Source organism: Limnohabitans sp. JirII-29, assembly GCF_003063395.1.
GTDB lineage: Bacteria > Pseudomonadota > Gammaproteobacteria > Burkholderiales > Burkholderiaceae_C > Limnohabitans.
Window position 1 is genome coordinate 407,097 of the sequence record NZ_NESB01000003.1, and the last position, 25,665, is coordinate 432,761.

Below are 25,665 nucleotides of genomic sequence, written 5' to 3' on the forward strand. Positions count from 1 at the left end.
TGGCCGCCATTGTGGCCAATCTCCACGCCTATCAAGATTTAGAACGTCACCTCTAAACATGTCAAAGTGACTTGCAAAACCCAGGGATAACCCTAAACTTCAACCCATGCTGCACTGCAACATATTTCCAACCTCAACCCTCTGGAGTCACCCCATGCTGAATGCTGAACAAGTCATCGCCACCAACAAAGCTAACCTGAACAACCTGTTCAGCCTGACCAACCAAGCCTTCGCTGGCGTGGAAAAACTGGTTGAACTCAACCTGACCGCTGCTCGCGCCGCCATGTCTGAATCTGCTGACCACGCCAAGGCTGTGTTGAGCGTGAAAGACGCGCAAGAGCTGTTGGCCCTGCAAGCCGGTTTGATCCAGCCCTTGGCTGAAAAATCTGCTGCTTACAGCCGCCACATTTATGACATCGCCTCCAGCACAAGCGCTGACCTGAGCAAGGCCATTGAAGCCAAAGCCACAGAAAGTCAACAAGCTGTGTTGGGTTACATCGACGCTGCTTTGAAAAACGCACCTGCTGGCTCTGAGTCAGCCGTGGCCTTCTTCAAGCAAGCCGTGACCGCCAGCAACAACGCTGTGGAATCGGTTCAAAAAGCTGTCAAACAAGCCACTGACCTGGCTGAAACCAATCTGCAAGCCGTCACCGACACGGCTGTGAAAGCCACGAAAACCGCTACCAAAAAGCGTTAATTCGTCAACGATTGTCTCCTCGGATTCTTTCGTCACCATCGGGTGCAGGAATCCCTTCAAGGGCTCGCCGCAAGGCGGGCCCCTTTTTTATGGCATGGCCAATGCGGCACGCAGTTTGGGCAGCGCCTGCAACATGGCAGCTCGTCCAGCTTCAATCGAACGCCTGCGGGCGCTGAATTCGGCGCTGCCCACATTGGCCAAAGCGGGGCGCACCACCAAATCGGCCTCACGCAGTTCAAAGGCATTGATGCTCTTGCCCATGATGGTGAAGGTCTGTAACAAGATTTGAAAAATATCGCCGGTTTTGCCGCTTTCTGGCGCACTTGAAATATCCACGGCCAAGACATACTCGGCCCCCATCTGGCGCGCATAACGCACCGGCACGGGTGATACCAAACCACCATCGACGTACTCGCGGGTACCGATGCGCACCGGCTCAAACACCGACGGCACCGAGCTCGACGCACGCACCGCAGTGCCCACGTCGCCACGCTGAAACAACACCCCCTGCCCCGAGTGCAGATCGGTCGCCACGATGCCCAGCGGCATTTTGAAATCTTCAATCCGTCGCCCACCGGTTTGGGCGTTGACATAGCGCGCCAGTGCATCGCCGCGCATCATGCCGCGGCCAAGCAAGGGCACGGTCCAGTCGGTGATGGTCGCCTCCTCCATCGTCTCGGCCACCGTCTGCATCTGTGCGCCCGTTTTGCCGCTCGCATACAAAGCAGCCACCACACTGCCCGCCGACGTCCCCACCACCAAATCAGCCTTGATGCCCGCCTCTTCCAACACTTGCAACACCCCCACATGGGCAAACCCTCGTGCAGCGCCCCCACCCAATGCCAACCCCAAGCGCGGAGGACGTTTGGGCGCTGGTGCCTCCACCGACGGAGCACTGGCTCCGCCCTGAGAGTCCCCCACCGGCGCCACGGGTCCAGAGGTGGTGCAAGCCGCTAGAGCCAACACGCACAGCGCGCACATGCTGCGGCGCAAAGCAGGGAAAAGTGCGTGGGAAAAAGTAAACAAAGAAGCCATCAAACGTTTCAGTTGCATGCAAAGAGTGGCCGATTGTCCCGGATGCCGCACTTGGCTGATAATTGACGTTAACGTAAACGTCAATCATCAAACATCAACCCTTTAAGCAGGAGATCACTCATGGACATCAACGGCAAAGTATTCATCGTCACAGGCGGCGCCTCGGGCCTGGGCGAAGGCACAGCACGCGCTTTGGCGGCACGTGGCGGCAAAGTGGTCATCGCCGACATGCAAAGCGACAAGGGAGAAGCCGTGGCCCAAGACATAGGTGGTGCGTTTGTCAAATGCGATGTCAGCAGTGAAGCCGACGGCCAGGCCGTGGTGGCCAAAGCCGTGTCCATGGGCAAGCTGATGGGCCTGGTCAACTGCGCAGGCATTGCACCTGCGGAGAAAACCGTGGGCAAAAACGGCGCGCACAGTTTGAGCGTCTACACAAAAACCATCATGGTCAACTTGGTGGGCAGCTTCAACATGATTCGTTTAGCCGCCGAGGCCATGTGCCACAACGAGCCCGAAGCCACTGGGGAGCGCGGTGTGTTGATCTCCACCGCCTCGGTCGCTGCCTATGACGGGCAAATTGGCCAAGCGGCTTACAGCGCGTCCAAGGGCGGCGTGGTCGGGATGACCTTGCCCATCGCACGCGACCTGGCCCGCAACGGCATTCGCAACATGACCATCGCACCCGGCATCTTTGGCACCCCCATGTTGTTTGGCATGCCCCAGGAAGTACAAGACGCGCTGGCAGCTGGCGTGCCCTTCCCTTCGCGCCTGGGCACTCCTCAGGACTACGCCAAACTGGCGCTGCATATTTTTGAAAACGACATGCTCAACGGGGAAGTGATCCGTTTGGACGGCGCCATCCGCTTGGCACCGAAGTAACGTCAACAAGTCCATGCAAAGGGTGGAGCCTAAAATCAGGCTTCACCCTTTTTTCACATGGCCATTCCACAATCCTTCATCCAAGAACTTCTCGCACGCGTTGACGTGGTCGAGGTGGTCGGCCGCTATGTGCAGCTGAAAAAGGGCGGCGCCAACTTCATGGGTTTGTGCCCCTTCCACGGCGAGAAATCGCCCTCTTTCTCGGTCAGTCCAGCCAAACAGTTCTTCCACTGCTTTGGCTGTGGCAAAAACGGCAACGCGATTGGCTTCTTGATGGAGCACGCCGGCATGAACTTTGTCGAAGCCGTCAAAGACCTGGCCCAAGGCGTGGGTCTGCAAGTGCCCGAAGAAGACATTTCGCCCCAAGACCGCGAGCGCGCCGCCCAACAGCGCGAGAAACAAGCCACGCTCACCGACGTGCTGGAAAAGGCGGGCGAAGCCTATCGCAAGCACCTCAAGTCGTCGCCCAAAGCCGTGGAATACCTCAAAGGGCGCGGCCTGAGCGGCGAAATCGCCAAACAATTTGGCCTCGGCTATGCCCCCGAAGGCTGGCGCAGCTTGGCCAGTGTGTTCCCCGATTACCAAGACCCGCTGCTGGCCGAAAGTGGCCTAGTCATCGTGAACCAAGAAGACGGCCAAGACGAGAAACGTTATGACCGTTTCCGGGATCGCGTGATGTTCCCGATTCGCAACGTCAAAGGTGAATGCATTGGTTTTGGCGGTCGAGTGCTGGGCGAAGGCACCCCCAAGTACCTCAACTCGCCCGAAACCCCCGTGTTCAGCAAAGGCCGCGAACTCTACGGCCTGTTTGAAGCCCGTCATGCCTTACGCGATGCAGGCTATGTGTTGGTGACCGAAGGCTACATGGACGTGGTGGCCCTGGCCCAGCTGGGCTTTCCCAATGCCGTGGCCACACTGGGCACCGCGTGTACCGCGGACCATGTGCAAAAACTCTTTCGCTTCACCGATGCGGTGGTCTTCAGCTTTGATGGCGACAGTGCCGGACGGCGTGCCGCACGCAAAGCCCTGGACGGCGCCCTGCCCTACGCCAGCGACGTGCGCAGTGTGAAGTTTTTGTTCCTGCCGGCAGAGCACGACCCCGACAGCTACATCCGCGAATTCGGCAAAGAGGGCTTTGCCCACTGCGTGACCGAAGCCATGCCGCTGAGCCGCTTTTTGATTGAGGTGGCACGCGAAGGCTGCGACCTGCACACGGCGGAGGGCCGCGCCCACATGGCCAGCAATGCCAAGCCCCTGTGGATGGCGCTGCCTGAGGGCGCACTCAAACGACAGTTGCTGGGCGAAATTGCCAGCTTGGCCGACCTGGGTACCCACGAGCTGCAAGAGCTTTGGCTGCCAACCCCAGTGGCTGCACCCGCTGCACGCTCTGGTAGCTTTCAAAAATCCAAAGACTACCGCCCGCGCGAACGCGCTCCGCAAAGCTGGAGGCGCAGCAACACACGTCAAATTCCAGCGGGTCGCGCTGACCACGCGGCACGGGTGTTGCTGTCCGACATGTCCATCTGGGAAGACCTCTCCAGCGAAGACCACAACCTGCTGTGCGACCTCGCTCCGCCCCATGGCCCCTTGTTTGCGTGGCTCGACCACCAACACCATGAACACGGCAGCCAACCCTGGGGAGCCTTGCGCGAAGGCTTGCGCGGGCACGAGTCTGAAGACTTGGCCGTGCGAGTCATGGCCACCGCCTTCACCCCTGTGCTTGATGAAGATGGCAACTTGCCCAAAGATGCCCCCACGCCCGAAGCTTTGGCCCATGAAGCGCAGATGGAACTGCGCGGCATGCTCAACCGCATGCTGATTGAGAGCCTCAAAGCGCAAGAAACCGAAGCAATTGCAGCCGCCAAAGACGATCCGACCGCCCTACAGCGCTACCGCAGCCTGCAAATGCGTCGCCGCCAACTCGAATCAGCGCAACTCGCCTCACAAGAAACTTAAGAGACAAAGCGCCTGTTGGCGCGGCATCCCCCCGCTCGTTGGGTATAATCCAACTTTCTCGGCAAGAGCGACAGCAACACCTCCGGACCGGCCAAACGTGACACACAGCGCACGACTCGCCAAATTACCGCAAGGACTGCATACCAAATGTTCGCCCATCCCCCTTGCCTTTGAAACCCACTGCCCCCATTTTTTACCTGCACCGGGTTGCGTGGTGCTGTGTATTTGTTTCTTTGATGTCTAGGAGTTTCCATGCCCGCTGACCACAAGTCCAAGAAGCCTGCCCCCAAAGTGGCCAAAACGGTAGCCAAACCAGCAGCCAAAACGACAGCCAAACCTGTCGTCAAAACTGCGGCGAAACCTGCCGTCAAAGCCGCCGCCAAGGCAGTTACCCAGAGCACCACAAAACCCGTTGCGAAATCTGCTGCCAAAACAGCAACTCAGCCTGCCACGAAAGCCAAACCAGTGCCCGCATCCAAAGCCAAAGCTGACGCCAAACCCGTCGTCGTCAAATCCATCCCCAAAGCACCCAAGGCCAAAGTCGAAGAACCGAAAAAGAAAGCAGCTGCCGTAGAAGGCAAAGCACCCAAAGCTGCCGCCAAAAAAACAGGCAAAGCCAAAGCCGGTAAGTCTGTGCTCGACGAAGACATGAGCGACATCGAGGCTGACCTCGAAGTCGAAGAAGTGGCAACGACCGAAAAGGTCAAACCCCTGCGCATGAAAATCAGCAAGGCCAAAGAACGCGCCTTGATGAAAGAGTTTGGTCTTGACGAGACCGTGCTGTCTGAAGAAGACATGCAAAAACGCCGTCAGCGCCTGAAAACCCTGATCAAGCTGGGCAAAACACGCGGCTACCTGACCCATGGCGAAATCTCCGACCACTTGCCCGACAAGTTGGTCGATGCCGAAACCCTGGAAGTTGTGATCTCCATGTTGAACGACATGGGCGTGGCGGTGTACGAACACACCCCTGACGCAGAAACCCTGCTGCTCAACAACAACACCCCCACCGCAGCCACCGAAGAAGAAGCCGAAGAAGAAGCCGAAGCCGCCCTGTCCACCGTGGACAGCGAATTCGGGCGCACCACCGATCCCGTGCGCATGTACATGCGCGAAATGGGCACGGTGGAGTTGTTGACGCGCGAAGGCGAAATTGAAATTGCCAAGCGCATCGAAGGCGGCTTGATGGACATGATGCAAGCCATCAGCGGTTCACCAGCCACCATCGCAGCCATTTTGGAAATGGCCAACGACATCCGTGAAAACAAGGTGGTGATCTCCACCGTGGTGGACGGCTTCAACAACCTCAACGAAGCCGACGACTATGTGGCCGAAGAAGACTTTGACGAGTTCGATGAAGCCGACGACGACGATGGCAAAGGCGGCTCCAAAGCCCTGACCAAGAAGCTTGAAGAACTCAAGAACCAAGCCTTGGAACACTTTGACCGCATGTCCTCGCTGTTTGAAAAACTGCGCAAGATCTACGACAAAGAAGGCTATGGCACACCCGCCTACGAAAAAGCACAAACGGCCCTGACCTTGGAGCTGATGACCATCCGCTTCACCGCCAAGACCATTGAAAAACTGTGCGAAATGGTGCGTGGCCAAGTCGACGAAGTGCGTAAAAAAGAACGCGAACTGCGCCGCATCATCGTGGACAAATGTGGCATGCCACAAGCCACCTTCGTCAAAGACTTCCCACCCAACCTGCTCAACTTGAAGTGGGTCGAAAAACAAGCCGCTGCGGGCAAGCCTTGGTCAGCCACCATGGGCCGCAACATTCCACCGATTCAAGAACTGCAACAAAAATTGATGGACTTGCAGTCGCGCGTGGTCGTGCCCCTGGAACGACTGAAAGACATCAACAAACGCATGAACGAAGGCGAGCGTAACTCGCGCAACGCCAAGAAAGAAATGATCGAGGCCAACTTGCGCCTCGTGATCTCGATCGCCAAAAAGTACACCAACCGTGGCTTGCAGTTCCTCGACTTGATCCAAGAAGGCAACATCGGCTTGATGAAGGCCGTCGACAAGTTTGAATACCGCCGTGGTTACAAGTTCTCCACCTACGCCACTTGGTGGATCCGTCAGGCCATCACCCGTTCCATTGCTGACCAGGCGCGCACCATCCGCATCCCGGTCCACATGATCGAGACCATCAACAAGATGAACCGCATCAGCCGCCAACACTTGCAAGAGTTTGGCTTTGAGCCTGATGCCAGCGTCTTGGCTGAGAAGATGGAAATTCCAGAAGACAAGATCCGCAAGATCATGAAGATCGCCAAAGAGCCGATCTCGATGGAAACCCCCATCGGCGACGATGACGACAGCCACTTGGGCGACTTCATCGAAGACAGCGTCAACACCGCCCCCATCGAAGCCGCCATGCAAGCGGGCTTGCGCGATGTGGTCAAAGACATCTTGGACGGCCTCACCCCACGCGAAGCCAAAGTGCTGCGCATGCGTTTCGGCATCGAGATGACCAGCGACCACACGCTGGAAGAAGTGGGCAAGCAGTTTGACGTCACGCGCGAACGCATCCGTCAAATCGAAGCCAAGGCTTTGCGCAAACTCAAGCACCCCAGCCGCAGCGACAAACTGCGCAGCTTCATCGACACCATCTAAGCCTGAGCCTCCCAACCATGCGTTGGGACCCCACATAACCCCCGTAAGCGGCTAACGTTTGCGGGGGGGTTTCATGCGTTCAGCGCATCACACCGCCTGCAACGCCAACACACCCGTCGCCGTGTTGGAAATTGGAATGTGATAGTTCTGATGCACCGTCGATACGGTTTGCCCCAAGGCACCGCGCATGGCCAACCAGTTCAACAGCTCAATGCCTTGGGTGCCGGCCTTCTCCACCAACTCGTGGATGCTGAACTGTGTGGCCCACTCAGGGTTGTTCTGCAAGCTTTGCATGAACTCCAAATCAAAGGCTTTGTTGATGTGACCGGCACGCTCACCATCGAGCTGATGGCTCAAGCCACCGGTGCCCACCACCACCACATTCAAATCGCTGTCCCAACTGCGAATGGCGTCCCCCACGGTTTGGCCGAGTTTGTAGCAGCGCTTTGCCGAAGGCAGTGGGAACTGCACGGTGTTGATGCAAATCGGCACCGTCAGCACCGGGCACACATCGTCTGGCCAAAACAACTTCAAAGGCAGCGTGAAGGCGTGATCCACCAGCATTTCCTGGCAGGTCACCACATCAAACTCTTTCTCAACCAATTGGTTGATGATGTGCCATGACAAGTCAGGCGCACCTTTGAACGGTGGCAAGGTGGGAATGCCCCAGCCTTCATCGGCGTTGTTGTATTGCGCCGCTGCTCCCACCGCAAACGTGGGCATTTTGTCGAGGAAAAAGTTCAACCCATGGTCGTTGTAAAACACCACCGCCACATCGGGCTTGGCTTTGCCCAACCATTCACGGATAGGGGGGAAACCATCAAAGAATGGTTTCCAGTACGGGTCTTGCTGCAAGCCCTTGGCAATCGCGCTGCCAATGGAAGGAATGTGTGAAGTGGCGAGACCGCCAACGATGTGTGCCATGGTGTGTGCTCCTACGTGTTATTGGTTGGCCGCTGCACGCAGCTTGGCTTTGAATTCTTCTTTGCTCATGCCGGTTTGTGCCGCGCCCAGGTCTTGCACATCCAGCCCCAAGATGCCGGCAAATTTGGCCAAGTAGTACACATTGCCACCCGCAGCAATCAAGCCCAGCACATTGCGTGTGCGAATGGCATCGGCTTGTTGCGCATTCAAGCCGTAGTGGCGCATGTAGGCCTCTTCGTCGGCCTTGAAGGCATGGCGGTTGTCCGCGCTGTTGAATGAAAAACACATCTTGTTGAGTGCATAGCCTTTTTGGGCTTGCTCGCCGTCAAACAAGGTGGTGCCTGGAATGGGGGCAAGGGGGGTGCTCATGTCGTCTCCTCAAACAACGCAGTGGTGCGATAGGTTGAAGTGTGGCGAGGTTCACTCATAAAATAAACAGCGTAAAGCTCATCTATTTCATGAAAAAATTCGATCATTTAGATTTGGATGGCCATTTGCTCAAGCTCTTGAGCACCGTCATCGAACAAGGCTCGGTCACCCGCGCCGCCAGCACGCTGGGCGTCACGCAGTCGGCTGTCAGCCATCAGCTCGACCGCTTGCGCGCCATCCTGGGCGATGCCCTGTTTGTCAAATCGGGACGCGGCATTGTGCCCACGGCGCGCGCCGAAGCCTTGGCGCAGCAAGCCCAAGGGCTGCTGACGCAAATGCAAGGCTTCGTCCATGCGGGGGGCTTTGTGCCCGCCCGGTTGCGGCAATGCTTCACCATCGCCGCCAACGACATGCAACGCGACTTGCTGCTGCCTGGCCTCTTGAACCGCCTACGCGCCCAGGCTCCAGAGGTCACGTTGCGGGTACTGGCTTCGGATATTCCCAGCGCCGACATGTTGCGTGACGAAGAGTGCCAACTGGTCATCAGCCCGCGCCCCCCTGACGCCACCGACATCAAACACAAACGCTTGTTCAGCGACAACTACCGCGTGTTTTATGACCCTCAGGTCCGCAAAGCGCCACGCTCGCTCAAAGCCTATGAAGCCGCTGAGCACGTCAGCGTGGTCTACCAACCCAAACGGGCGTTGGACATTGACGATTTGCTGCTCAAACGCGGCGTGCAACGCCACTTTGCCGTGACCTTGAGCAGTTTTGCGGGCATTGCGGCGTTCGTGCGCGGCACTGACCGCTTGACCACCCTGCCCGGTCTGCTGCGCGAAGGTTTGTTGCATGGCCTGGCCGATGCGCCTGCCCCGTTTGAGACGCCTGCCATGCCGATGTACGCCATTTGGCACTTGAGGCACCACAACGACCCTGTACATACCTGGTTGCGCGAGCAACTTTTTGCAACACCCAATGCAAAGACATAAAAAAAGCGCCAGCTCCAAAGAGGTGGCGCTTGCTGCAATCAACGCGCGGTCTTGATTAGAAAGCGCTCAAGGCGGCATTCAAGGTCGCGCTGGGTCGCATGATCTCGGAGACCTTCTTGGCATCCAAGATGTAGTAGCCACCGATGTCCACAGGCTTGCCTTGCACCGCTTGCAACTCGGCCAGAATCTTCTGCTCGTTGTCAGTCAAGGTCTTGGCCAAGCTTGCGAACTTGGCTTGCAACTCTTGGTCTTCGGTCTGTGCCGCCAACTCTTGGGCCCAGTACATGGCCAAGTAGAACTGGCTGCCACGGTTGTCGAGCTGCCCCGTTTTGGGCGATGGGTTTTTGCTGTTGTCCAGCAGTTTGCCCGTGGCGGCATCCAAGGCTTTGGCCAAAATTTTGGCTTTGTCATTGTTGGTTTTGATGCCCAACTCTTCCAAGCTGGCAGCCAAAGCCAAGAACTCACCCAGCGAGTCCCAACGCAGGTGGTTTTCTTCCACCAGCTGTTTGACGTGCTTGGGCGCAGAACCACCAGCACCAGTTTCGTACATGCCACCACCGGCCATCAAAGGCACGATCGACAACATCTTGGCGCTGGTGCCCAGCTCCATGATGGGGAACAAGTCGGTCAGGTAGTCGCGCAAGATGTTGCCGGTCACCGAGATGGTGTCCATGCCGCGCACCACACGCTCCAGCGTGTAGCGCATGGCGCGCACTTGCGACATGTGCTGAATGTCCAAGCCCGTGGTGTCGTGGTCCTTCAGGTACAACTCAACCTTCTTGATCAACTCGGCTTCGTGTGGACGGTAGGGGTCGAGCCAGAACACAGCCGGCATGCCCGAGTTGCGCGCACGCGTGACGGCCAGTTTGACCCAGTCGCGAATCGGTGCGTCCTTGACCTGGCACATGCGCCAGATGTCGCCCTCTTCCACGTTTTGTGTCAGCAGAACTTCACCTGTGGCGATGTCCACGATGCGGGCTTCACCTGCTTCAGGCACTTCAAAGGTTTTGTCGTGCGAGCCGTACTCTTCAGCTTGTTGGGCCATCAAGCCCACGTTGGGCACAGTGCCCATGGTGGTGGGGTCAAAGTTGCCGTTGGTCTTGCAGAAGTTGATGATCTCTTGGTAGATACGGGCAAAGGTCGACTCAGGAATGACCGCCTTGGTGTCCTTGGGTTTGCCGTTGGCGTCCCACATCTTGCCGCCGATGCGGATCATGGCTGGCATCGACGCGTCTACGATCACATCGTTGGGTGCGTGCAGGTTAGAAATGCCTTTGGCCGAATCGACCATGGCCAACTCAGGGCGGTGCTCGTGGCAAGCGTGCAGATCACGGATGACCTCTTCACGCTTGGTGGTGGGCAAGCTCTCCAGTTTTTCGTAGAGGTTGACCAAGCCGTTGTTGACGTTCACACCCAGCTCGTCAAACAACTGGCCGTGTTTGGCAAAAGCGTCTTTGTAGAAAATCTTCACCGCGTGACCGAACACGATGGGGTGCGACACCTTCATCATGGTGGCCTTGACGTGCAAGGACAGCATCACGCCGGTCTTGCGTGCGTCTTCCATCTGCTCTTCATAGAAGTCGCACAAAGCCTTTTTGCTCATGTACATGCTGTCGATGATCTCGCCTGCCAGCAACGACACCTTGGGCTTGAGCACAATGGTTTTGCCGCTCTGGGTCACCAGGTCCATCTTCACATCACGAGCTTTGTCGAGGGTCATCGACTTTTCACCGTGGTAGAAGTCACCGTGCTTCATGTGCGCCACGTGGGTACGCGAAGCCATGCTCCACTCGCCCATGCTGTGGGGGTTCTTGCGGGCAAAGTTTTTCACGGCCAGCGGTGCACGGCGGTCCGAGTTGCCTTCACGCAGCACAGGGTTCACAGCACTGCCCAGGCACTTGGAGTAGCGCGCACGAATGGCTTTGTCGGCATCGGTCTTGGGATCTTCAGGGAAGTTGGGCAGGTGGTAGCCCTTGCCTTGCAACTCTTTGATCACCGCAATCAACTGGGGCACCGAAGCGCTGATGTTGGGCAACTTGATGATGTTGGTGTCGGGCAGCAAGGTCAAACGGCCCAGCTCGGCCAAGTTGTCAGGCACTTTTTGCGCTTCGGTCAAAAACTCTGGGAACTCGCCCAACACGCGGGCCGCCACCGAAATGTCGCTCTCAGCCACTTCAATGCCAGCAGGTGCAGCAAAGGTGCGAACGATGGGTAAAAACGAGTAAGTGGCCAACAAGGGCGCTTCGTCGGTCAGGGTGTAAATAATTTTGGATTTGTCAGCAGCCATGGTGTCTTTGTTACGTTGGTTGACGGGTCAAGAAGTGAGATTCACAACCCCTGATCTTAAGCGACGCACCTGCAAGGCTGCTGAAAGAAAAGTCACGTCATTGACCTTGGTTCAATCGGCGTGAAATCGGTGTGAAACAGCCTCCCGCAAATAGGCAATTTGCGCTAAATTTCGGGCTTGTCAGGCGATCTGCTGCTCATTCACTTTTGAACTGACCATGCCACAAACAGCCTTCACACCCCCCCAAAGCCCCCAGGTACGCGACCTTTTTGTGCGGCTTCTGGCACGTGCAGATATCGCGCTCAATGGCACCCGTCCCTGGGACATGCAGGTACACCATGAAGACACCTACCACCGCGTGCTGCGCTCGGGCAGTCTGGGTTTGGGAGAAAGCTACATGGATGGGTGGTGGGATTGCGAACGCATTGATGAGTTGATGCACCGGATCTTGCGCGCCAAGCTAGACCAGCAAGTCCGCCCACCGGGACTGCTGTTGGCGGCACTCAAAGCCCGGGTGATGAATCGCCAATCGGTGCCACGCGCCTGGCAAGTGGGCCAAGAGCACTATGACCTTGGCAACGATTTGTTTCAGGCCATGCTGGACCCCTACATGGTCTACAGCTGTGGCTATTGGGCCAACAGCCACAACTTGGCACAAGCGCAAGAAGCCAAACTGGAATTGATCTGTCAAAAGCTGCAACTGCAACCGGGCATGCGTCTGCTGGACATTGGCTGCGGCTGGGGCAGCCTGATGCGCTATGCCGCGCAACACCATGGCGTGTCATGTGTGGGCCTGACGGTGTCGCGTGAACAAGCCGCTTGGGGACAAACACAAAAAGCGCATTTACCCATTCGGTTTGAACTCACCGACTACCGCTTGTTCAACCCCCAGGGACTTGAAAAGTTCGACCGGGTGGCCTCTGTCGGCATGTTTGAGCATGTGGGCCCAAAGAACTACCCGGCCTATTTCCAGGCCGTGCAACGGTCCTTGCACGAGCAAGGCCTGTTCCTGCTGCACACCATTGGTCAAAACACGCCGGCCTTGAGCCTAGACCCGTGGATCGAACGCTATATTTTTCCAAACGGTGCATTGCCTGCCATCAGTGAACTGAGCCAGCATTGCGAAAGCCTCTTCGTGGTGGAAGACTTGCACAACTTCGGCACCGACTATGACCACACCTTGATGGCTTGGCTGGCACGTTTTGACGCCGCATGGCCAGAGCTGAAATCACGCTACCCGGAGCGCTTTCAGCGCATGTGGCGTTATTACCTGATGGCCTGTGCCGGGGCCTTTCGTGCTCGCGACATGCAGTTGTGGCAATGGGTGCTGTCACCCAAAACCAAAACAGGGGGTTATCGACGCCCCCTGCTTTGACGAGACTCAGAGCGTCGCAAACTCTTCGGTATCCACTTCCGTCATGTTTTGCGCGTTGTAGCGCAATCCTTTGACCGTCTGGGTGTTGATCAAGGCTTCCACGCGCTGCATCTGCTCTGGCGTGAGCACCACAGCCGCCGCTGCCATGTTGTCTTCCAGATGGCGAATATTTTGTGTGCCGGGGATCGGGATCAACGTGCTGTCTTTGTGCAACAACCACGCCAGTGCCAATTGCGCAGGCGTGCATCCCAACTCGCGTGCCAAGGCTTGGTACGCGTCCAGCAGCGCCACATTGGCAGCATAGGTTTCAGGCACAAAACGCGGCATGGCACGGCGAATGTCGTTGGCCGCCAAACCACCCACATCGCGCAAGTCACCGCATAAGAATCCGCGCGCCACCGGACTGAAAGCCACAAACGTGGCGCCTAGCTCGTGACATGTTTGCAACACTGCAATTTCAGGATTGCGTGTCCACAGCGAATACTCGGTTTGCACCGCCGCGATGGGGTGCACCGCGTGCGCTTTGCGCAGCGTGGTGGCTGACACCTCGCTCAAACCAATGCTGCGCACCTTGCCCGCACGCACCAAGTCGCTCAAGGCACCCACGCTGTCTTCAATCGGCACCTTCTTGTCCCAACGGTGCAAGTAGTACAGATCAATCACATCGGTGTCCAAACGGCGCAAACTGTCTTCGCAGTTTTGACGGATGGTTTCAGGGCGCCCATCAATCACACGCTTCACGCCATCGGGGAACGTGACACCCGCCATGCCGCCTTTGCTGCACAGCGTGATCTGCTGGCGGTACGGCTTGAGCACCTTGCCCACCAGCGTTTCATTGGCCCCAAAACCATACAGGGCTGCCGTGTCAAACAGTGTGCAGCCCAAGTCCAATGCCCGATGCAACAGCGCCGTCGCCACCTCAGGTGCAGGTGGCGCACCGTAGGCGTGGCTCAGGTTCATACAGCCCAGGCCGATGGCTGATACAGAGAAAGGCCCAATCTGGCGTTGTTGCATAGCGGTCTTGTGGTGTGGGGTTAAGCGTTCAGTTGCAGCTCAAGGTCGTGCAGCACCTTGTAGCAAGGCAGCACTTGGGCCACGCTGCTGTTGGGCTCACGGCCTTCTTGGATGGCAGAGAAGAACTCGCGGTCTTGCAACTCAATGCCGTTCATCGACACCGCCACTTTGGACACGTCGATTTGCTCTTCCTTGCCGGTGTACAAGTCGTCGTAACGGGCCAGGTAAGTGCCGGTGTCGCCGATGTAGCGGAAGTAAGTGCCCAAAGGACCATCGTTGTTGAACGACAAACTCAGCGTACAAATGGCGCCATTGGCGGCCTTGAGCTGAATGCTCATGTCCATCGCAATGCCCAAGGTGGGGTGAATCGGGCCTTGCACCGCATTGGCTTTGACAATCGGGCTGCCTGCTTGGTAGGCAAACAAATCCACCGTGTGGGCCGCGTGGTGCCACAGCAAGTGGTCGGTCCAGCTGCGGGCCTGACCCAAGGCATTCATGTTGGTGCGGCGGAAGAAATACGTCTGCACATCCATTTGCTGGATGTTGAATTCACCGGCCTTGATTTTGTGGTGCACCCACTGGTGGCTGGGGTTGAAGCGGCGGGTGTGGCCACACATGGCCACCAAGCCTTTTTCTTGGGCCACGCGCACCACCTCGTCAGCATCTTTCCAGCTGTCGGCCAAGGGAATTTCCACTTGCACGTGCTTGCCCGCTTTCAAACAAGCCAAGCTTTGTGCGGCGTGCATTTGGGTGGGCGTGCACAAAATCACAGCGTCCACTTCGGGCAAGGCCAAGCTATCGGCCAAATCGGTCGTCACATGGCCAATGCCGTATTTGCTAGCCACTTCTTTGGTTTTATCCAGCTCGCGACCGATCAACGACACCACTTCCACGCCATCGATGTTTTGAATGCCGTCCAAATGTTTGATGCCAAATGCACCTGCGCCCGCCAGGGCGACTTTGATGGTTTTGCTCATGCGTTTTTCTCCGGAGTTTTATTGGTTTTCAAGAATCGCGTGCCCCACCGCCGTGTTGGAGGCGGGCACATGGTAGAAGCGGTGCTTCAATTTAGGCGCGGGGCCAGTGACTTTGCCGTCTTGGATGTCAGACATCGCGCCACGCGCAATCAACCACATCACCAACTCAATGCCTTCGCTGCCTGCTTCGCGCACGTAGTCGATGTGTGGAATGGCCGCAGCAGCCAAAGGATCGGCAATCAACTTGTCCAAGAACATCTTGTCAAACTCTTTGTTGATCAAGCCTGCGCGTGGGCCTTGCAACTGGTGGCTCATGCCGCCTGTGCCCCAGATCTGCACGTTCAAATCTTCGTCGTAGCTTTCCACTGCTTTGCGGATGGCTTGGCCCAGGTTGAAGCAACGCTGGCCGCTGGGCACGGGGTACTGCACCACGTTGACTGCAAACGGAATCACCGGGCAAGGCCACGCGCCTTGGAGGGGGTCTTGCTCGCCACACATCAAAGACAGGGGCACGGTCAAGCCATGGTCCACATCCATCTTGTTGACGATGGTCAAGTCAAAGTCTTGCTGAATCACCGACTGGGCAATGTGCCCGGCCAAATCAGGATGGCCTTGCACCACCGGCACAGGGCGCGGGCCCCAGCCCTCGTCGGCCGGTTGGTATTGGGCCGCCGTGCCAATGGCAAAGGTGGGAATCATCTCCAGACTGAAGGCCGTGGCATGGTCGTTGAAGACCAAAAAGATCACGTCGGGCTTGTTGCCCTTGAGCCACTGCTTGGAGTATTCGTAACCCTTGAACACAGGCTGCCAATACGGCTCTTGGGTCTTGCCCAAGTCGAGCGCGGCGCCAATGGCGGGCACGTGAGAGGTGTAAACAGATGCGGTAATTTTTGCCATGTCAGTCTTTCTTCTTTCCTGCGGCGCCTTGGGGCTGGTTCTGCGCTTGTGCGTCACCGTCTTCGCCCACCACGCGGTTGCCGTTGGCCGAACGTCCGCCTGCGACCATCATGTGGCGGTATTCCTCTTCGGTCATGCCCGTCATGGAGCCGGCCATTTGCTGGAAGCTCTTGCCATCGGTGGCACCAATCTTGGCCAGGAAATAAATGTTGCCACCGGTGCTGATGCACCAGTTCAAGTCACGCGCCAAGACCGCCAGCTTTTGCTCCTCGGTCATGTCCCATTCGTCGAGGTAGGCACGCTCGTTGGCTTTGAAGCGCGTGCGGTTCTCAGCCTTCATCAGCGACATGCAAAACTGGTTGAGCCAGTAGCCTTTGCGCGATTGCTCGGCATCAAAAATCGTCGTGCCTGGCACGTCCAGGTAAGGTTTGTCGAGTGCCATTTATGCCACCTCTTCAGGCCAGTACAGGCGCATGGGGTTGTCCACCAACAGTTGTTGTTGTTGGGCTGCTGTGGGTGCAATGTGCGGAATGAAATCAACCAACAAGCCGTCATCGGGCATGTGGTCTTTCAGGTTGGGGTGTGGCCAATCGGTGCCCCAGATCACGCGGTCTGGGAAAGTGTCCACGATGCGCTTGGCAAACGGCACCACGTCTTGGTAAGCGTTTTGTTCGCCGTGCAAGGCCTTAGGGCCCGCCACCGACAAGCGCTCAGGGCATGTCACTTTGCACCACACGTTTTGGTGCTCGCGCATGAACTTCACAAACAACTCGAACTCAGGGCCATCCACCGGCTTGCTCACATCAGGGCGGCCCATGTGGTCCACCACCACGGTGGTGGGCAAAGCCGTGAAGAAGTCCCACAACTCAGGCAGGTCTACCGCTTCAAAATAAATCACCACATGCCAGCCCCATTTGGCAATGCGACCGGCAATTTCCAGCAACTCGTCTTTGGGCGTGAAGTCCACCAAACGCTTCACAAAGTTGAAACGCACACCACGCACACCGGCGTCGTGCATGGCTTGCAACTCGGCGTCGCTCACACTGCGCTTGACCGTGGCCACGCCACGCGCTTTGCCACCCGAGCTGACCAACGCATCCACCATGGCGCGGTTGTCGGCGCCGTGACACGTGGCTTGCACCACCACATTGCGTGCAAAGCCCAGGTGGTCACGCAGTGCATACAACTGCTGCTTGGACGCATCGCACGGCGTGTACTTGCGCTCAGGCGCGTAGGGAAACTCGGCACCGGGTCCAAACACATGGCAATGGGCATCTACCGCGCCTGCGGGCAATTTGAAGGTGGGTTGGCTAGGGCCGTTGTACCAGTCGAGCCAGCCGGGGGTTTTTTGAAATTCCATCTCAGTTCTCTTTCGTATCAATCGTTCAATCGCTATGCAGGTGCTCAATCGGGTTGGATGTTGGCTTCTTTCACCAGCTTGGTGTAGCGCTGACGCTCAGAGCGAATCAGGTTGCCAAACATCTCGGCGCTGCCGGGCACCACTTCGCCGCCCACCGCGCTCATGCGCTCGCGCACTTCTTTGGTTTGCAGCGCTTTTTGCACTTCGTCGTGCAGCTTGGCCACGATGGGCTTGGGCGTGGCGATGGGGGCGACCAAGCCGTACCACACCGAAGCTTCAAAGCCAGGAAAGCCCGACTCGGCAATGGTGGGCACATCCGGAAAAATTGGGCTGCGGTTGGGGCTGAGCACAGCCAACACCTTGAGCTTGCCGCTCTTGGCATGCGGCAACACCTCAAGGGCATTGACCGCCACCAGGGGGATTTGTCCACCGATGGTGTCGGTGATGGCGGGCGATCCGCCCCGGTAAGGCACGTGCTGCAAGTCAATGCCTGCGGCGCGTGCAAACAACTCAATCGCCATGTGGGGTGTGGAGCCATTGCCGGGCGAGCCAAAGGCAATGCTGTTGGGCTTGCCCTTGGCGGCCTCGATGAGTTGCTTCACAGTGGCGTAGGGCACATTCGGATTGGCGGCAATCACCACCGGCACACGGCCAATCAAAGACACGGGCACCAAGTCGCGCTCGGCATCAAAGGGCATGGGCTGGTACAGCGCCATGTTGGCGGCCAAGGCGTTGGCCGCCATCATCAAGGTGTAGCCATCGGGCTCGGCACCGATCACCGACTTGACCGCAATGTTGGTGCCCGCGCCGGGTTTGTTTTCTACCAACACGGGCTGACCCATGCTGCTGGACAAACTCTGCCCGATGGTGCGTGCCACCACATCCACCGCGCCGCCTGCGGCATAACCCACCACCACTTTGATGGGTTTGCTCGGATAGGCCTGCGCCAAGACTTGGCCTGCCACCAGGCACATGCACAGCCGTGCCATCCAACGTGTGAGCAATTTCATGGGTCTTCCTTGTAAGCGGTTATGGGTTGTGAGCCAAGCCGCGCAAACCTGCGCGCTCGGACATGCGTTTCACATCGCCCTCGCGCACACGCGCTTGGGCAAAGTCGTTCAAATAGGCCCGGCCAGCCTCGCGGCCCTTCGGAATCGCAATGGCCAAATTCTCCAAACCCCAGCGGTCTTTGAGAACCTGCGAGCCAGGCACTTGTTCAGACAGTTCAAACAAGATGCCTTTGTTGGTGGCAAAAGCATCCAACTCGCCGCGCTGCAACATTGGCTGCGCCACATCCAACGAAGCCACGGGCACCAAGCGCGCCATCTTCAAGCGCTGGCCCAACACGCCTTGCGACGAGCTGCCTTGGCTCACGCCCAGACGCACACCGGCACGGTCCACATCGGCGAAGCTTTGGATGCGGCTGTTGGCAGGCACCAGCACGCCAAGCTCCAACTGAATCAAGGGCGGTGTGAAGTCCACGTCCTTGGCACGCGACGCGGTGGCGTTGGTGAACGTCATGTCCACCTCGGCCCGCTTGAGTCCTTCAATCACCTCTGCAACGCGTGGGTAGCTCACCACCTGCACGGGCACACCCAGTGCCAAGCCCAAGGCGTGGCCGAGTTCAAACGCCACACCATTCGAAGTGCCTGTGCGTGCGTCACGCACCCACGAGGTGGGACTGCCCAAGTACACCCCCACGCGCAACACGCCTGTGGGTGCCAGCGCCTGCTGGACCTCGGGCGCGACCTGCGACAGCGCAGGCGCGGGCACAGAGGAGCCGCCCATCTCCCAGGTGCGCACGCACCCAGCCAAACCCAGCAAGGCTGCCAGCAGCCAAGGTCCTAACGTGCGGTGCAGTGTGCGCATGGGAGAGTCCGATCAGTCGATGTATTTCAAACCAGCCGCAGCCAGCGGTTCGCGCATTTTGTACATGTCCAAGCCCAACACGCCTGAGGCCAACTTGGCGCGTTTTTCGCCTTCGTTGGCTTCACGCGCTTGTGCCGTAGCCAGTGTTTTGGCAGCCAACGCTTGGGGCACGCACACCACGCCATCGTCGTCGGCCACGATCACGTCACCAGGGTGCACGATCATGCCGGCACACACCACGGGGATATTGACCGAGCCGATGGTGGCCTTGATGGTGCCTTTGCTGCTGATGGCTTTGCTCCATGCGGGAAAGCCCATCTTGGTGAGCTCTTTCACATCACGCACCCCTGCGTCGATGATCAAGGCACGTGCACCACGGGCCATGAACGAGGTGGCCAACAGGTCACCAAAGTAACCGTCGGTGCACTCGGCCGTGATGGCCGCCACCACAATGTCGCCAGGCTGAATTTGCTCAGCCACCACATGCATCATCCAGTTGTCGCCGGGGTGCAGCAACACCGTCACTGCCGTGCCCGACACCTGCGCGCCGGGATAGATGGGGCGCATATAAGGCTTCATCAAGCCCACACGGCCCATGGCTTCGTGCACCGTGGCAGAGCCCAAAGCGGCCAAGCTGTCGGTGGTGGCGCGGTCAGCGCGGGTGATGTTGCGGTAAACAACGCCGAGTTCGTACATGTGGTTTTCTCCTGAAAAAATTTGGGCTCAAACAATCGGGTTCTGACCCCAATTCAATGAATCAACGGCCTTGCGACTTGAGCTTGGTGTCCAAGCGCGAGAACACGCGACGTGCGTTGCCCTCGTACACCTGGTGACGTTCTTCGGCGCTCAGGTTGGCAGTGGCCTCGATGTAGCGCTTGGTGTCGTCAAAGGGGTGGCCGGTTTCAGGGTCGATGCCACGTACCGCGCCAATCATTTCAGAGGCAAACATGATGTTCTTGACCGGGATCACTTTGGTCAACAAGTCAATGCCTGGCTGGTGGTACACGCAGGTGTCGAAATAAATGTTGTTGAGCAGGTGCTCGGACAACAAAGGCTTTTTCAGCTCTTGCGCCAAGCCACGGAAACGGCCCCAGTGGTAAGGCACAGCGCCGCCGCCATGGGGAATCAAGAACTTCAAGGTGGGGAAGTCTTTGAACAAGTCACTGGTCAAACACTGCATGAAGGCGGTGGTGTCCGCGTTCAGGTAGTGCGCGCCGGTGGTGTGGAAACAGCTGTTGCAGCTGGTGGAGACGTGAATCATGGCGGGAATGTCGTACTCCACCATCTTCTCGTAAATGGGGTACCACGACTTGTCGCTCAACGGGGGCGAGGTCCAGTGGCCGCCCGACGGATCGGGGTTGAGGTTGATGCCCACATTGCCGTACTGCTCCACACACTTGACCAATTCTGGAATGCAGGTGGCGGGGTCCACACCAGGCGACTGGGGCAGCATGGCCGCAGGCACAAAGTTGTCGGGAAAGAGCTGCGAGACGCGATAGCACAGCTCGTTACAAATGGCCGCCCAGGTGGACGACACCTGGAAGTCACCAATGTGGTGGGCCATGAAACTGGCGCGTGGGCTGAAGATGGTGATGTCTGAGCCACGCTCTTTCATCTTGGCGAGCTGGTTGGTCTCAATCGTCTCGCGCAGTTCGTCGTCGCTGATCTTGAGCTCCGAGACTTTGGGCATGGACGCGGGATCTTTGATACCGGCGATTTGGCGGTTGCGCCAGTCTTCAAGCGCCTTGGGCGCGGTGGTGTAGTGACCGTGTACGTCGATGATGAGAGACATAAAAAACCTTCAGGGCTAAAAGTTTGGAGATGAGAAAAAAATCAGAGCCAGTCCATACCCTGGCGACGCTTGACGTCTTCCACGTCAGCCGAAGCCAAGAACTTCAAAAATGCCTGCACCGCCTGAACACGCGCTGCATCATGGGCCATCACTTGCGCAATGCCCGACGAAAAAATGGTGATGTAAGCCACCTCGGGCGGCAGCGTGCCCAGCACCTCAATGCCGGGCAAGGCGATCAGTTCGCTGAGTTGCTGAAAGCCTAAGGCCACCTCGCCGCGCGCCACCAAAGTGCCCACGGGTGTGCCAGGAGGCGGCACCACCATGCGCGGTGTCACCTGCTCGGCAATGCCCCAACGCGCCAGCAATTGGTTCAGGTAAACACCGCTTGGTCCGGTGGAGAACCCTAGGCTGGGGCTGGCCAGCACAGCGGCTTTGAGCGCCGCTTCTGTGCCGATGTCGGGATGGGCTGCGCCCGCTTGTACCGCCATCGCCACGGGCGAACGCACCCAGTCGCTGCGGCTGTCGGCCAACACATGGCCCGAGGCGATCAAGCGGTCAATCGCGTCCGAGGCCAGCAGCACCACATCAAAGGCTTCGCCTGCTTGCACGCGCTTGGCCGCATCCACGCCGCCCACCGATTCGATCTGCACGGCCACGCCGGTTTCAGCTTGGTAGACCTGGGTCAAATCGGCCAAGATGGCCTTGGTGGCCATGGAAGAAATACCACGCAGCACGAGGGGAGAGGTCGAGGTTTGCATGGGCTGGATTCTAGAGACCTCCCCCTGCTTCAGGTGCCATGTCAGGGGTTTTGGGGAGAACTAGCTGATATAACGAATTTAAATAACAGACAATTGGTTATTCACTTTCAAAAAGCCATGGAACTCAAGCAAATCGAATCCTTTGTCCGGGTCGCCGAGCTAGGCAGCTTCACCAAAGCCGCCATTGCGTTGGGCATGCCACAACCCCTGCTGAGCCGCCATGTGCGCCAGCTGGAAGTGGAATTGCGACAAAACCTGCTGCTGCGCAACGGCCGCGGCGTCACCGTGACCGAAGCTGGCTTGGTGATGCTGGAGCACGGGCGCGGCATCTTGCACCAAGTGAGCGTGGCACAAGAAGAACTGGCCTCGGTGCGCGGTGCCCTCACGGGGCGCGTGTCCATCGGGTTGCCGCCCAGCCTGTCCAAGCTGATCACGGTGCCGCTGACCTTTTCGTTTCGCGACCAGTTGCCGCAGTCACAGCTGTCGCTGACCGAAGGGTTTTCGGTGCCCATGCTCGAGAGCCTGCGAGCGGGCCGCCTGGACATGGCCGTGCTCTACAACCCGCCGCCCTCGCCTGATTTAGAGATGACGGTGCTGCACGAAGATGCCTTGATTTTGATTGCCGGCAAAAAAGCCAAGCTGGCGGGTGCTGCACTGCAACCCAAGGTGGCCTTGTCAGCGCTGTTTGATTTGCCGCTGATCTTGCCCAGCCGACCCAACGCGTTTCGTTTGCTGATCGACACCGAAATGCAGCGCCTCAACCGCAAGCCCCACATCGTGCTGGAGATCGATGGTTTGAATGCGATTTTGGAATTGGTCAAAGAAGGCCTGGGCTATGCCGTGCTGCCCGCCTACACCCTGAGCAACTTTGCCAAGCCCAAAGACTTCAGCACCCACCGCATCGAGCGGCCGCGGCTGCTGAGTCAACTCATGCTGGTGTGGTCGGCGCGTCGCCCCATGACGTCAACCCACAAAGCCGCGCAGCGTGTGACGCAAGAGGTGGTGGGCCAAGCCTTGTTGGCTCACACACTCTGAGACCTCAACACGCAAATTCAGTGCGCGCCGCCCGCATCAGGTGCCAAGGCTGCACCATGGCGGGCGGGCCGCCGGGTGAGCCAGATGAAGCCAATCAAGGCGATGAACAAACCCGCTGACGCCAAGAAAATATCGTCTGCGGCGCGCGTGAATGCCTGCTGATCGATCAAGCGGTTGACCTGCGCCATGGCCTGTTCGCTGCTCAGGCCTGCAGACTTCAAGCCTTCCAGCGTGGCCAGGTACACCCCATTGGCCTGATTCAACGGTTCGGTCAGGTGGGCGTGGTGCAAGGCGGCACGACTCTCCCACAGCGTGGTGGCAATCGAAGTGCCCATGGCACCGGCGGTGATGCGCACAAAGTTGCTCAAGCCCGCTGCCGCAGGAATGCGCTCTGGCGACAAGCCCGACAAGGTGAGCGTGGTCAGGGGAATGAAGAAGAACGCCATGGCCGCGCCCTGCATCAAGGTGGGCCACAAGATGTGGGCAAAGTCGGTTTGCGTGTTGAAGTGCGAGCGCAACACCAGCACGAGGGAAAACACAATGAAGGCTCCGGTGGCCATCCAGCGTGGGTCCCAAGCGTTCACTTTCTTGCCCACCAGCGGCGTGAAGAAGATGGCCAAAATGCCCACCGGTGCCAGTGCCATGCCGGCCGAGGTGGCGGTATAGCCCATCCACTGCTGCAACCACAAAGGCAGCAGCACCACGTTGCCAAAGAACAGCCCATAGGCAATCGACAAGGCCAGCGCGCCAAACGCAAAGTTGCGGCCTTTGAACAAACGCAGGTCCACCACCGGGTGTTCGTCGGTCAGCTCCCAGACCACAAAAATGGCAAAGCCAATCAAGGCCACCAGCCCCAGCACCACGATCTCGGTGGAGGCAAACCAGTCCAGCTCTTTGCCCTTGTCGAGCATCAACTGCAAGGCGCCTACCCACAGCACCAGCAAGGTCAGGCCCACACTGTCGATGGGCAGCTTGCGCGTGGGCGTTTCACGCTTGCGGTAAATGCCCCAGGTCAGCGCCGCCGAGGCCAGGCCCACCGGCACGTTGATGTAAAAAATCCAGGGCCACGACACGTTGTCGGTGATCCAGCCCCCGAGCAAGGGGCCCACCACCGGCGCCACCAGCGTGGTCACGCCCCACAAGGCCAGGGCCGTGCCGGCCTTGGCCGCCGGGTAACTTGAGAGCAGCAACGTTTGCGAGAGCGGAATCATGGGCCCGGCCACCAAGCCTTGCAGCACGCGAAACACCACCAGCCACTCCAGCGAAGGGGCAAAGCCACACAGCCAACTGGTCAACACAAACAGCAAGATGCTCATGGTGATCAAACGCACCGCGCCAAAGCGTTGTGTGAGCCAGCCTGTGAGCGGCACCGAAATGGCATTGGCCACCCCAAAGCTGGTGATGACCCAAGTGCCCTGCCCCGGACTCACCCCCAAATCGCCCGAGATGGCCGGAATGGACACATTGGCAATGGATGAGTCGAGCACGTTCATGAACGTGGCCAACGACAAAGACAGCGTGCCCAGCAGCAGCATCAAGCCATGCAGTGGCTCGGGCCTGGCAGGGGCTGAGGGCGGTGCAGTGGGTGCGGCGTCAGCGGCAGGTGTGTCGCTCATGGTTTGGCGCTGTGCGTCCCCAGGTTGGCGGCAATGGTGCGTTGCACCTCGGCATCGGCGGCGGCTTGCAGTGTGTCGTAGATGGCGGTCGATGACACCGCGCCCTCACGGCGGGTGTCGGCCAGGTTTTTACCGCTTTGGTCCGCGGTGTCCACCGTCACATCCATCGACAAGCCCACCCGCAACGGATGCTGGGCCAACTCCTGGGGGTCCAACACAATGCGCACCGGCACACGCTGCACCACCTTGATCCAATTGCCCGTGGCGTTTTGTGCGGGTAGCAGTGAGAAAGCCGAGCCCGTGCCCGCGCCCAAACCCGCCACCTTGCCGTGGAACGTCACCTTGTGGCCATACACATCGGCTTCCAGCTCGGCGCTTTGGCCGATGTGCAGCTCGTTGAGCTGGCTCTCTTTGAAATTGGCGTCGACCCACAACTGGTTCAAAGCCACCAAGGTCATCAAGGGCGCGCCTGCTGACACACGCTGGCCCACTTGCACGCTGCGCTTGGCAATGTGCCCATCGATGGGTGCCAACAGGTTCACGCGCTGCAGGGCCAAGTAGGCCTCACGCATCTTGGCGGCGGCACGCGCCACGCTGGGGTGGCTCTCGATGCGGGTGCCTTCGGTTTGCGTTTGACCGGCATTGAATTGCTCTTTGGCCGCGTCGAGTGCCGCCTGCGCCACGTTGAGGCCGCTCTTGGCCGCACTCAGTTGGGCGCTGATGTGCTGAAACTCTTCTTGACTCACGGCACCACTGGGCACCAGCGGTGCACGGCGGTTCACATCGTCTTGGGTGCGCTGCACATCGGTTTGGGCGCGTTGCACATCGGCCTCGCGCAGCTTGACCTGCGCGGCCAAAGCCCCCGTGTTGGCAAACAAGGCGCGGGCCTCGCGCACGGTCTGCGCCAACTGGGCCTGGGCTTGCTCCAGCGCCACGCGGGCGTCCGACGCGTCGAGCTTGACCAGCACCTGGCCTGCACGCACAAAGTCGGTTTCATCGGCCTGGATGGCCACCACCGTGCCGGTGATTTGCGGCGTGATTTGCAACACATGGCCCATCACATAGGCGTTGTCGGTGCTGACATGGTGTCGGCCCGACACCCAGTGCCAGCCCCCCCACACCAAAGCTGCGACACCGATCGTCGCTGCAATGGCTTGCAAGCCTCGGCGACGTGCGTTGGCTTTTTCATTGGCAGACAGTTGGCTCATGCG

Annotated in this window: 23 protein-coding genes; 7 read left to right on the forward strand and 16 right to left on the reverse strand. The window is 58.5% G+C overall.

What is annotated here, in order from left to right:
• Positions 1-154: 154 nt before the first annotated feature.
• Positions 155-697 carry a phasin family protein gene (locus B9Z39_RS07045; protein WP_108301160.1) on the forward strand — a complete coding sequence of 181 codons (543 nt, stop codon included), beginning with the start codon at positions 155-157 and terminating at the stop codon, positions 695-697.
• 87 nt (positions 698-784) lie between these two features.
• On the opposite strand, the gene B9Z39_RS07050 is transcribed toward B9Z39_RS07045, so the two are convergent.
• Positions 785-1,678 (reverse strand): patatin-like phospholipase family protein, encoded by an 894-nt coding sequence (locus B9Z39_RS07050; RefSeq protein WP_100146893.1) that lies wholly within the window; start codon positions 1,676-1,678, stop codon positions 785-787.
• A gap of 174 nt (positions 1,679-1,852) precedes the next feature.
• Here B9Z39_RS07050 and B9Z39_RS07055 point away from each other — a divergent pair, with 174 nt between their 5' ends.
• From B9Z39_RS07055 to rpoD, 3 genes are all read left to right on the forward strand, one after another.
• Complete coding sequence (locus B9Z39_RS07055) at positions 1,853-2,611, forward strand: 3-hydroxyacyl-CoA dehydrogenase (protein WP_100146802.1); 759 nt, start codon at positions 1,853-1,855, stop codon at positions 2,609-2,611.
• A 57-nt stretch (positions 2,612-2,668) separates the two neighbouring features.
• Positions 2,669-4,567, forward strand: coding sequence for a DNA primase (gene dnaG, locus B9Z39_RS07060; RefSeq protein WP_100146803.1), 1,899 nt, complete (start codon positions 2,669-2,671; stop codon positions 4,565-4,567).
• A gap of 252 nt (positions 4,568-4,819) precedes the next feature.
• Positions 4,820-7,192 (forward strand): RNA polymerase sigma factor RpoD, encoded by a 2,373-nt coding sequence (gene rpoD / locus B9Z39_RS07065; RefSeq protein ID WP_100146804.1) that lies wholly within the window; start codon positions 4,820-4,822, stop codon positions 7,190-7,192.
• An 87-nt stretch (positions 7,193-7,279) separates the two neighbouring features.
• Here rpoD and B9Z39_RS07070 read toward each other — a convergent pair whose 3' ends face one another.
• A complete protein-coding gene (locus B9Z39_RS07070) occupies positions 7,280-8,116 on the reverse strand; it encodes a class III extradiol dioxygenase family protein (protein WP_100146813.1) in 837 nt (278 codons plus the stop codon).
• Between the two features lie 18 nt (positions 8,117-8,134).
• The gene (locus tag B9Z39_RS07075; RefSeq protein WP_100146814.1) at positions 8,135-8,485 is read right to left on the reverse strand and encodes a protocatechuate 4,5-dioxygenase subunit alpha; all 351 of its coding nucleotides are present in this window, start codon (positions 8,483-8,485) and stop codon (positions 8,135-8,137) included.
• An 89-nt stretch (positions 8,486-8,574) separates the two neighbouring features.
• Here B9Z39_RS07075 and B9Z39_RS07080 point away from each other — a divergent pair, with 89 nt between their 5' ends.
• Positions 8,575-9,474: a LysR family transcriptional regulator gene (locus tag B9Z39_RS07080; RefSeq protein ID WP_108301161.1), complete on the forward strand. Its 900-nt coding sequence runs from the start codon at positions 8,575-8,577 to the stop codon at positions 9,472-9,474.
• 55 nt (positions 9,475-9,529) lie between these two features.
• Here the strand turns inward: B9Z39_RS07080 and B9Z39_RS07085 are convergent, their stop codons facing one another.
• Entirely contained in the window at positions 9,530-11,761 is a 2,232-nt protein-coding gene (locus B9Z39_RS07085; protein WP_100146816.1) for an NADP-dependent isocitrate dehydrogenase, read from the reverse strand.
• Between the two features lie 217 nt (positions 11,762-11,978).
• On the opposite strand from B9Z39_RS07085, the gene cfa reads away from it, so the two are divergent.
• Complete coding sequence (cfa, locus tag B9Z39_RS07090; RefSeq protein WP_108301162.1) at positions 11,979-13,136, forward strand: cyclopropane fatty acyl phospholipid synthase; 1,158 nt, start codon at positions 11,979-11,981, stop codon at positions 13,134-13,136.
• Positions 13,137-13,142: 6 nt separating this feature from the next.
• On the opposite strand, the gene B9Z39_RS07095 is transcribed toward cfa, so the two are convergent.
• The 10 genes from B9Z39_RS07095 to B9Z39_RS07140 form a co-directional block, all read right to left on the reverse strand.
• Positions 13,143-14,150, reverse strand: a complete 1,008-nt coding sequence (locus tag B9Z39_RS07095; protein WP_108301163.1) for an aldo/keto reductase — start codon at positions 14,148-14,150, stop codon at positions 13,143-13,145.
• A gap of 20 nt (positions 14,151-14,170) precedes the next feature.
• Positions 14,171-15,127, reverse strand: a complete 957-nt coding sequence (locus tag B9Z39_RS07100) for a Gfo/Idh/MocA family oxidoreductase (RefSeq protein WP_108301164.1) — start codon at positions 15,125-15,127, stop codon at positions 14,171-14,173.
• Positions 15,128-15,145: 18 nt separating this feature from the next.
• Positions 15,146-16,024: a class III extradiol dioxygenase subunit beta gene (locus B9Z39_RS07105; RefSeq protein ID WP_108301165.1), complete on the reverse strand. Its 879-nt coding sequence runs from the start codon at positions 16,022-16,024 to the stop codon at positions 15,146-15,148.
• Position 16,025: 1 nt separating this feature from the next.
• On the reverse strand, positions 16,026-16,466 hold the full coding sequence (gene ligA, locus B9Z39_RS07110; protein ID WP_100146821.1) for a protocatechuate 4,5-dioxygenase subunit alpha: 441 nt from the start codon (positions 16,464-16,466) through the stop codon (positions 16,026-16,028).
• Positions 16,467-17,384 carry an amidohydrolase family protein gene (locus tag B9Z39_RS07115; RefSeq protein WP_108301166.1) on the reverse strand — a complete coding sequence of 306 codons (918 nt, stop codon included), beginning with the start codon at positions 17,382-17,384 and terminating at the stop codon, positions 16,467-16,469.
• A gap of 44 nt (positions 17,385-17,428) precedes the next feature.
• Complete coding sequence (locus B9Z39_RS07120; RefSeq protein WP_108301167.1) at positions 17,429-18,394, reverse strand: tripartite tricarboxylate transporter substrate binding protein; 966 nt, start codon at positions 18,392-18,394, stop codon at positions 17,429-17,431.
• Between the two features lie 19 nt (positions 18,395-18,413).
• The gene (locus B9Z39_RS07125) at positions 18,414-19,253 is read right to left on the reverse strand and encodes a transporter substrate-binding domain-containing protein (protein ID WP_108301168.1); all 840 of its coding nucleotides are present in this window, start codon (positions 19,251-19,253) and stop codon (positions 18,414-18,416) included.
• 12 nt (positions 19,254-19,265) lie between these two features.
• Positions 19,266-19,949, reverse strand: coding sequence for a 4-carboxy-4-hydroxy-2-oxoadipate aldolase/oxaloacetate decarboxylase (ligK, locus tag B9Z39_RS07130; RefSeq protein WP_100146825.1), 684 nt, complete (start codon positions 19,947-19,949; stop codon positions 19,266-19,268).
• A gap of 61 nt (positions 19,950-20,010) precedes the next feature.
• Complete coding sequence (locus B9Z39_RS07135; protein ID WP_100146826.1) at positions 20,011-21,045, reverse strand: amidohydrolase family protein; 1,035 nt, start codon at positions 21,043-21,045, stop codon at positions 20,011-20,013.
• A 41-nt stretch (positions 21,046-21,086) separates the two neighbouring features.
• A complete protein-coding gene (locus tag B9Z39_RS07140; protein WP_233248938.1) occupies positions 21,087-21,803 on the reverse strand; it encodes an extracellular solute-binding protein in 717 nt (238 codons plus the stop codon).
• Between the two features lie 117 nt (positions 21,804-21,920).
• Here B9Z39_RS07140 and B9Z39_RS07145 point away from each other — a divergent pair, with 117 nt between their 5' ends.
• The gene (locus tag B9Z39_RS07145; protein ID WP_100146828.1) at positions 21,921-22,838 is read left to right on the forward strand and encodes a LysR family transcriptional regulator; all 918 of its coding nucleotides are present in this window, start codon (positions 21,921-21,923) and stop codon (positions 22,836-22,838) included.
• 17 nt (positions 22,839-22,855) lie between these two features.
• On the opposite strand, the gene B9Z39_RS07150 is transcribed toward B9Z39_RS07145, so the two are convergent.
• On the reverse strand, positions 22,856-24,454 hold the full coding sequence (locus tag B9Z39_RS07150; protein ID WP_108301170.1) for a DHA2 family efflux MFS transporter permease subunit: 1,599 nt from the start codon (positions 24,452-24,454) through the stop codon (positions 22,856-22,858).
• A complete protein-coding gene (locus B9Z39_RS07155; RefSeq protein WP_108301171.1) occupies positions 24,451-25,662 on the reverse strand; it encodes an efflux RND transporter periplasmic adaptor subunit in 1,212 nt (403 codons plus the stop codon). Before B9Z39_RS07155 ends, B9Z39_RS07150 begins: the two co-directional genes overlap by 4 nt.
• Positions 25,663-25,665: the final 3 nt, after the last annotated feature.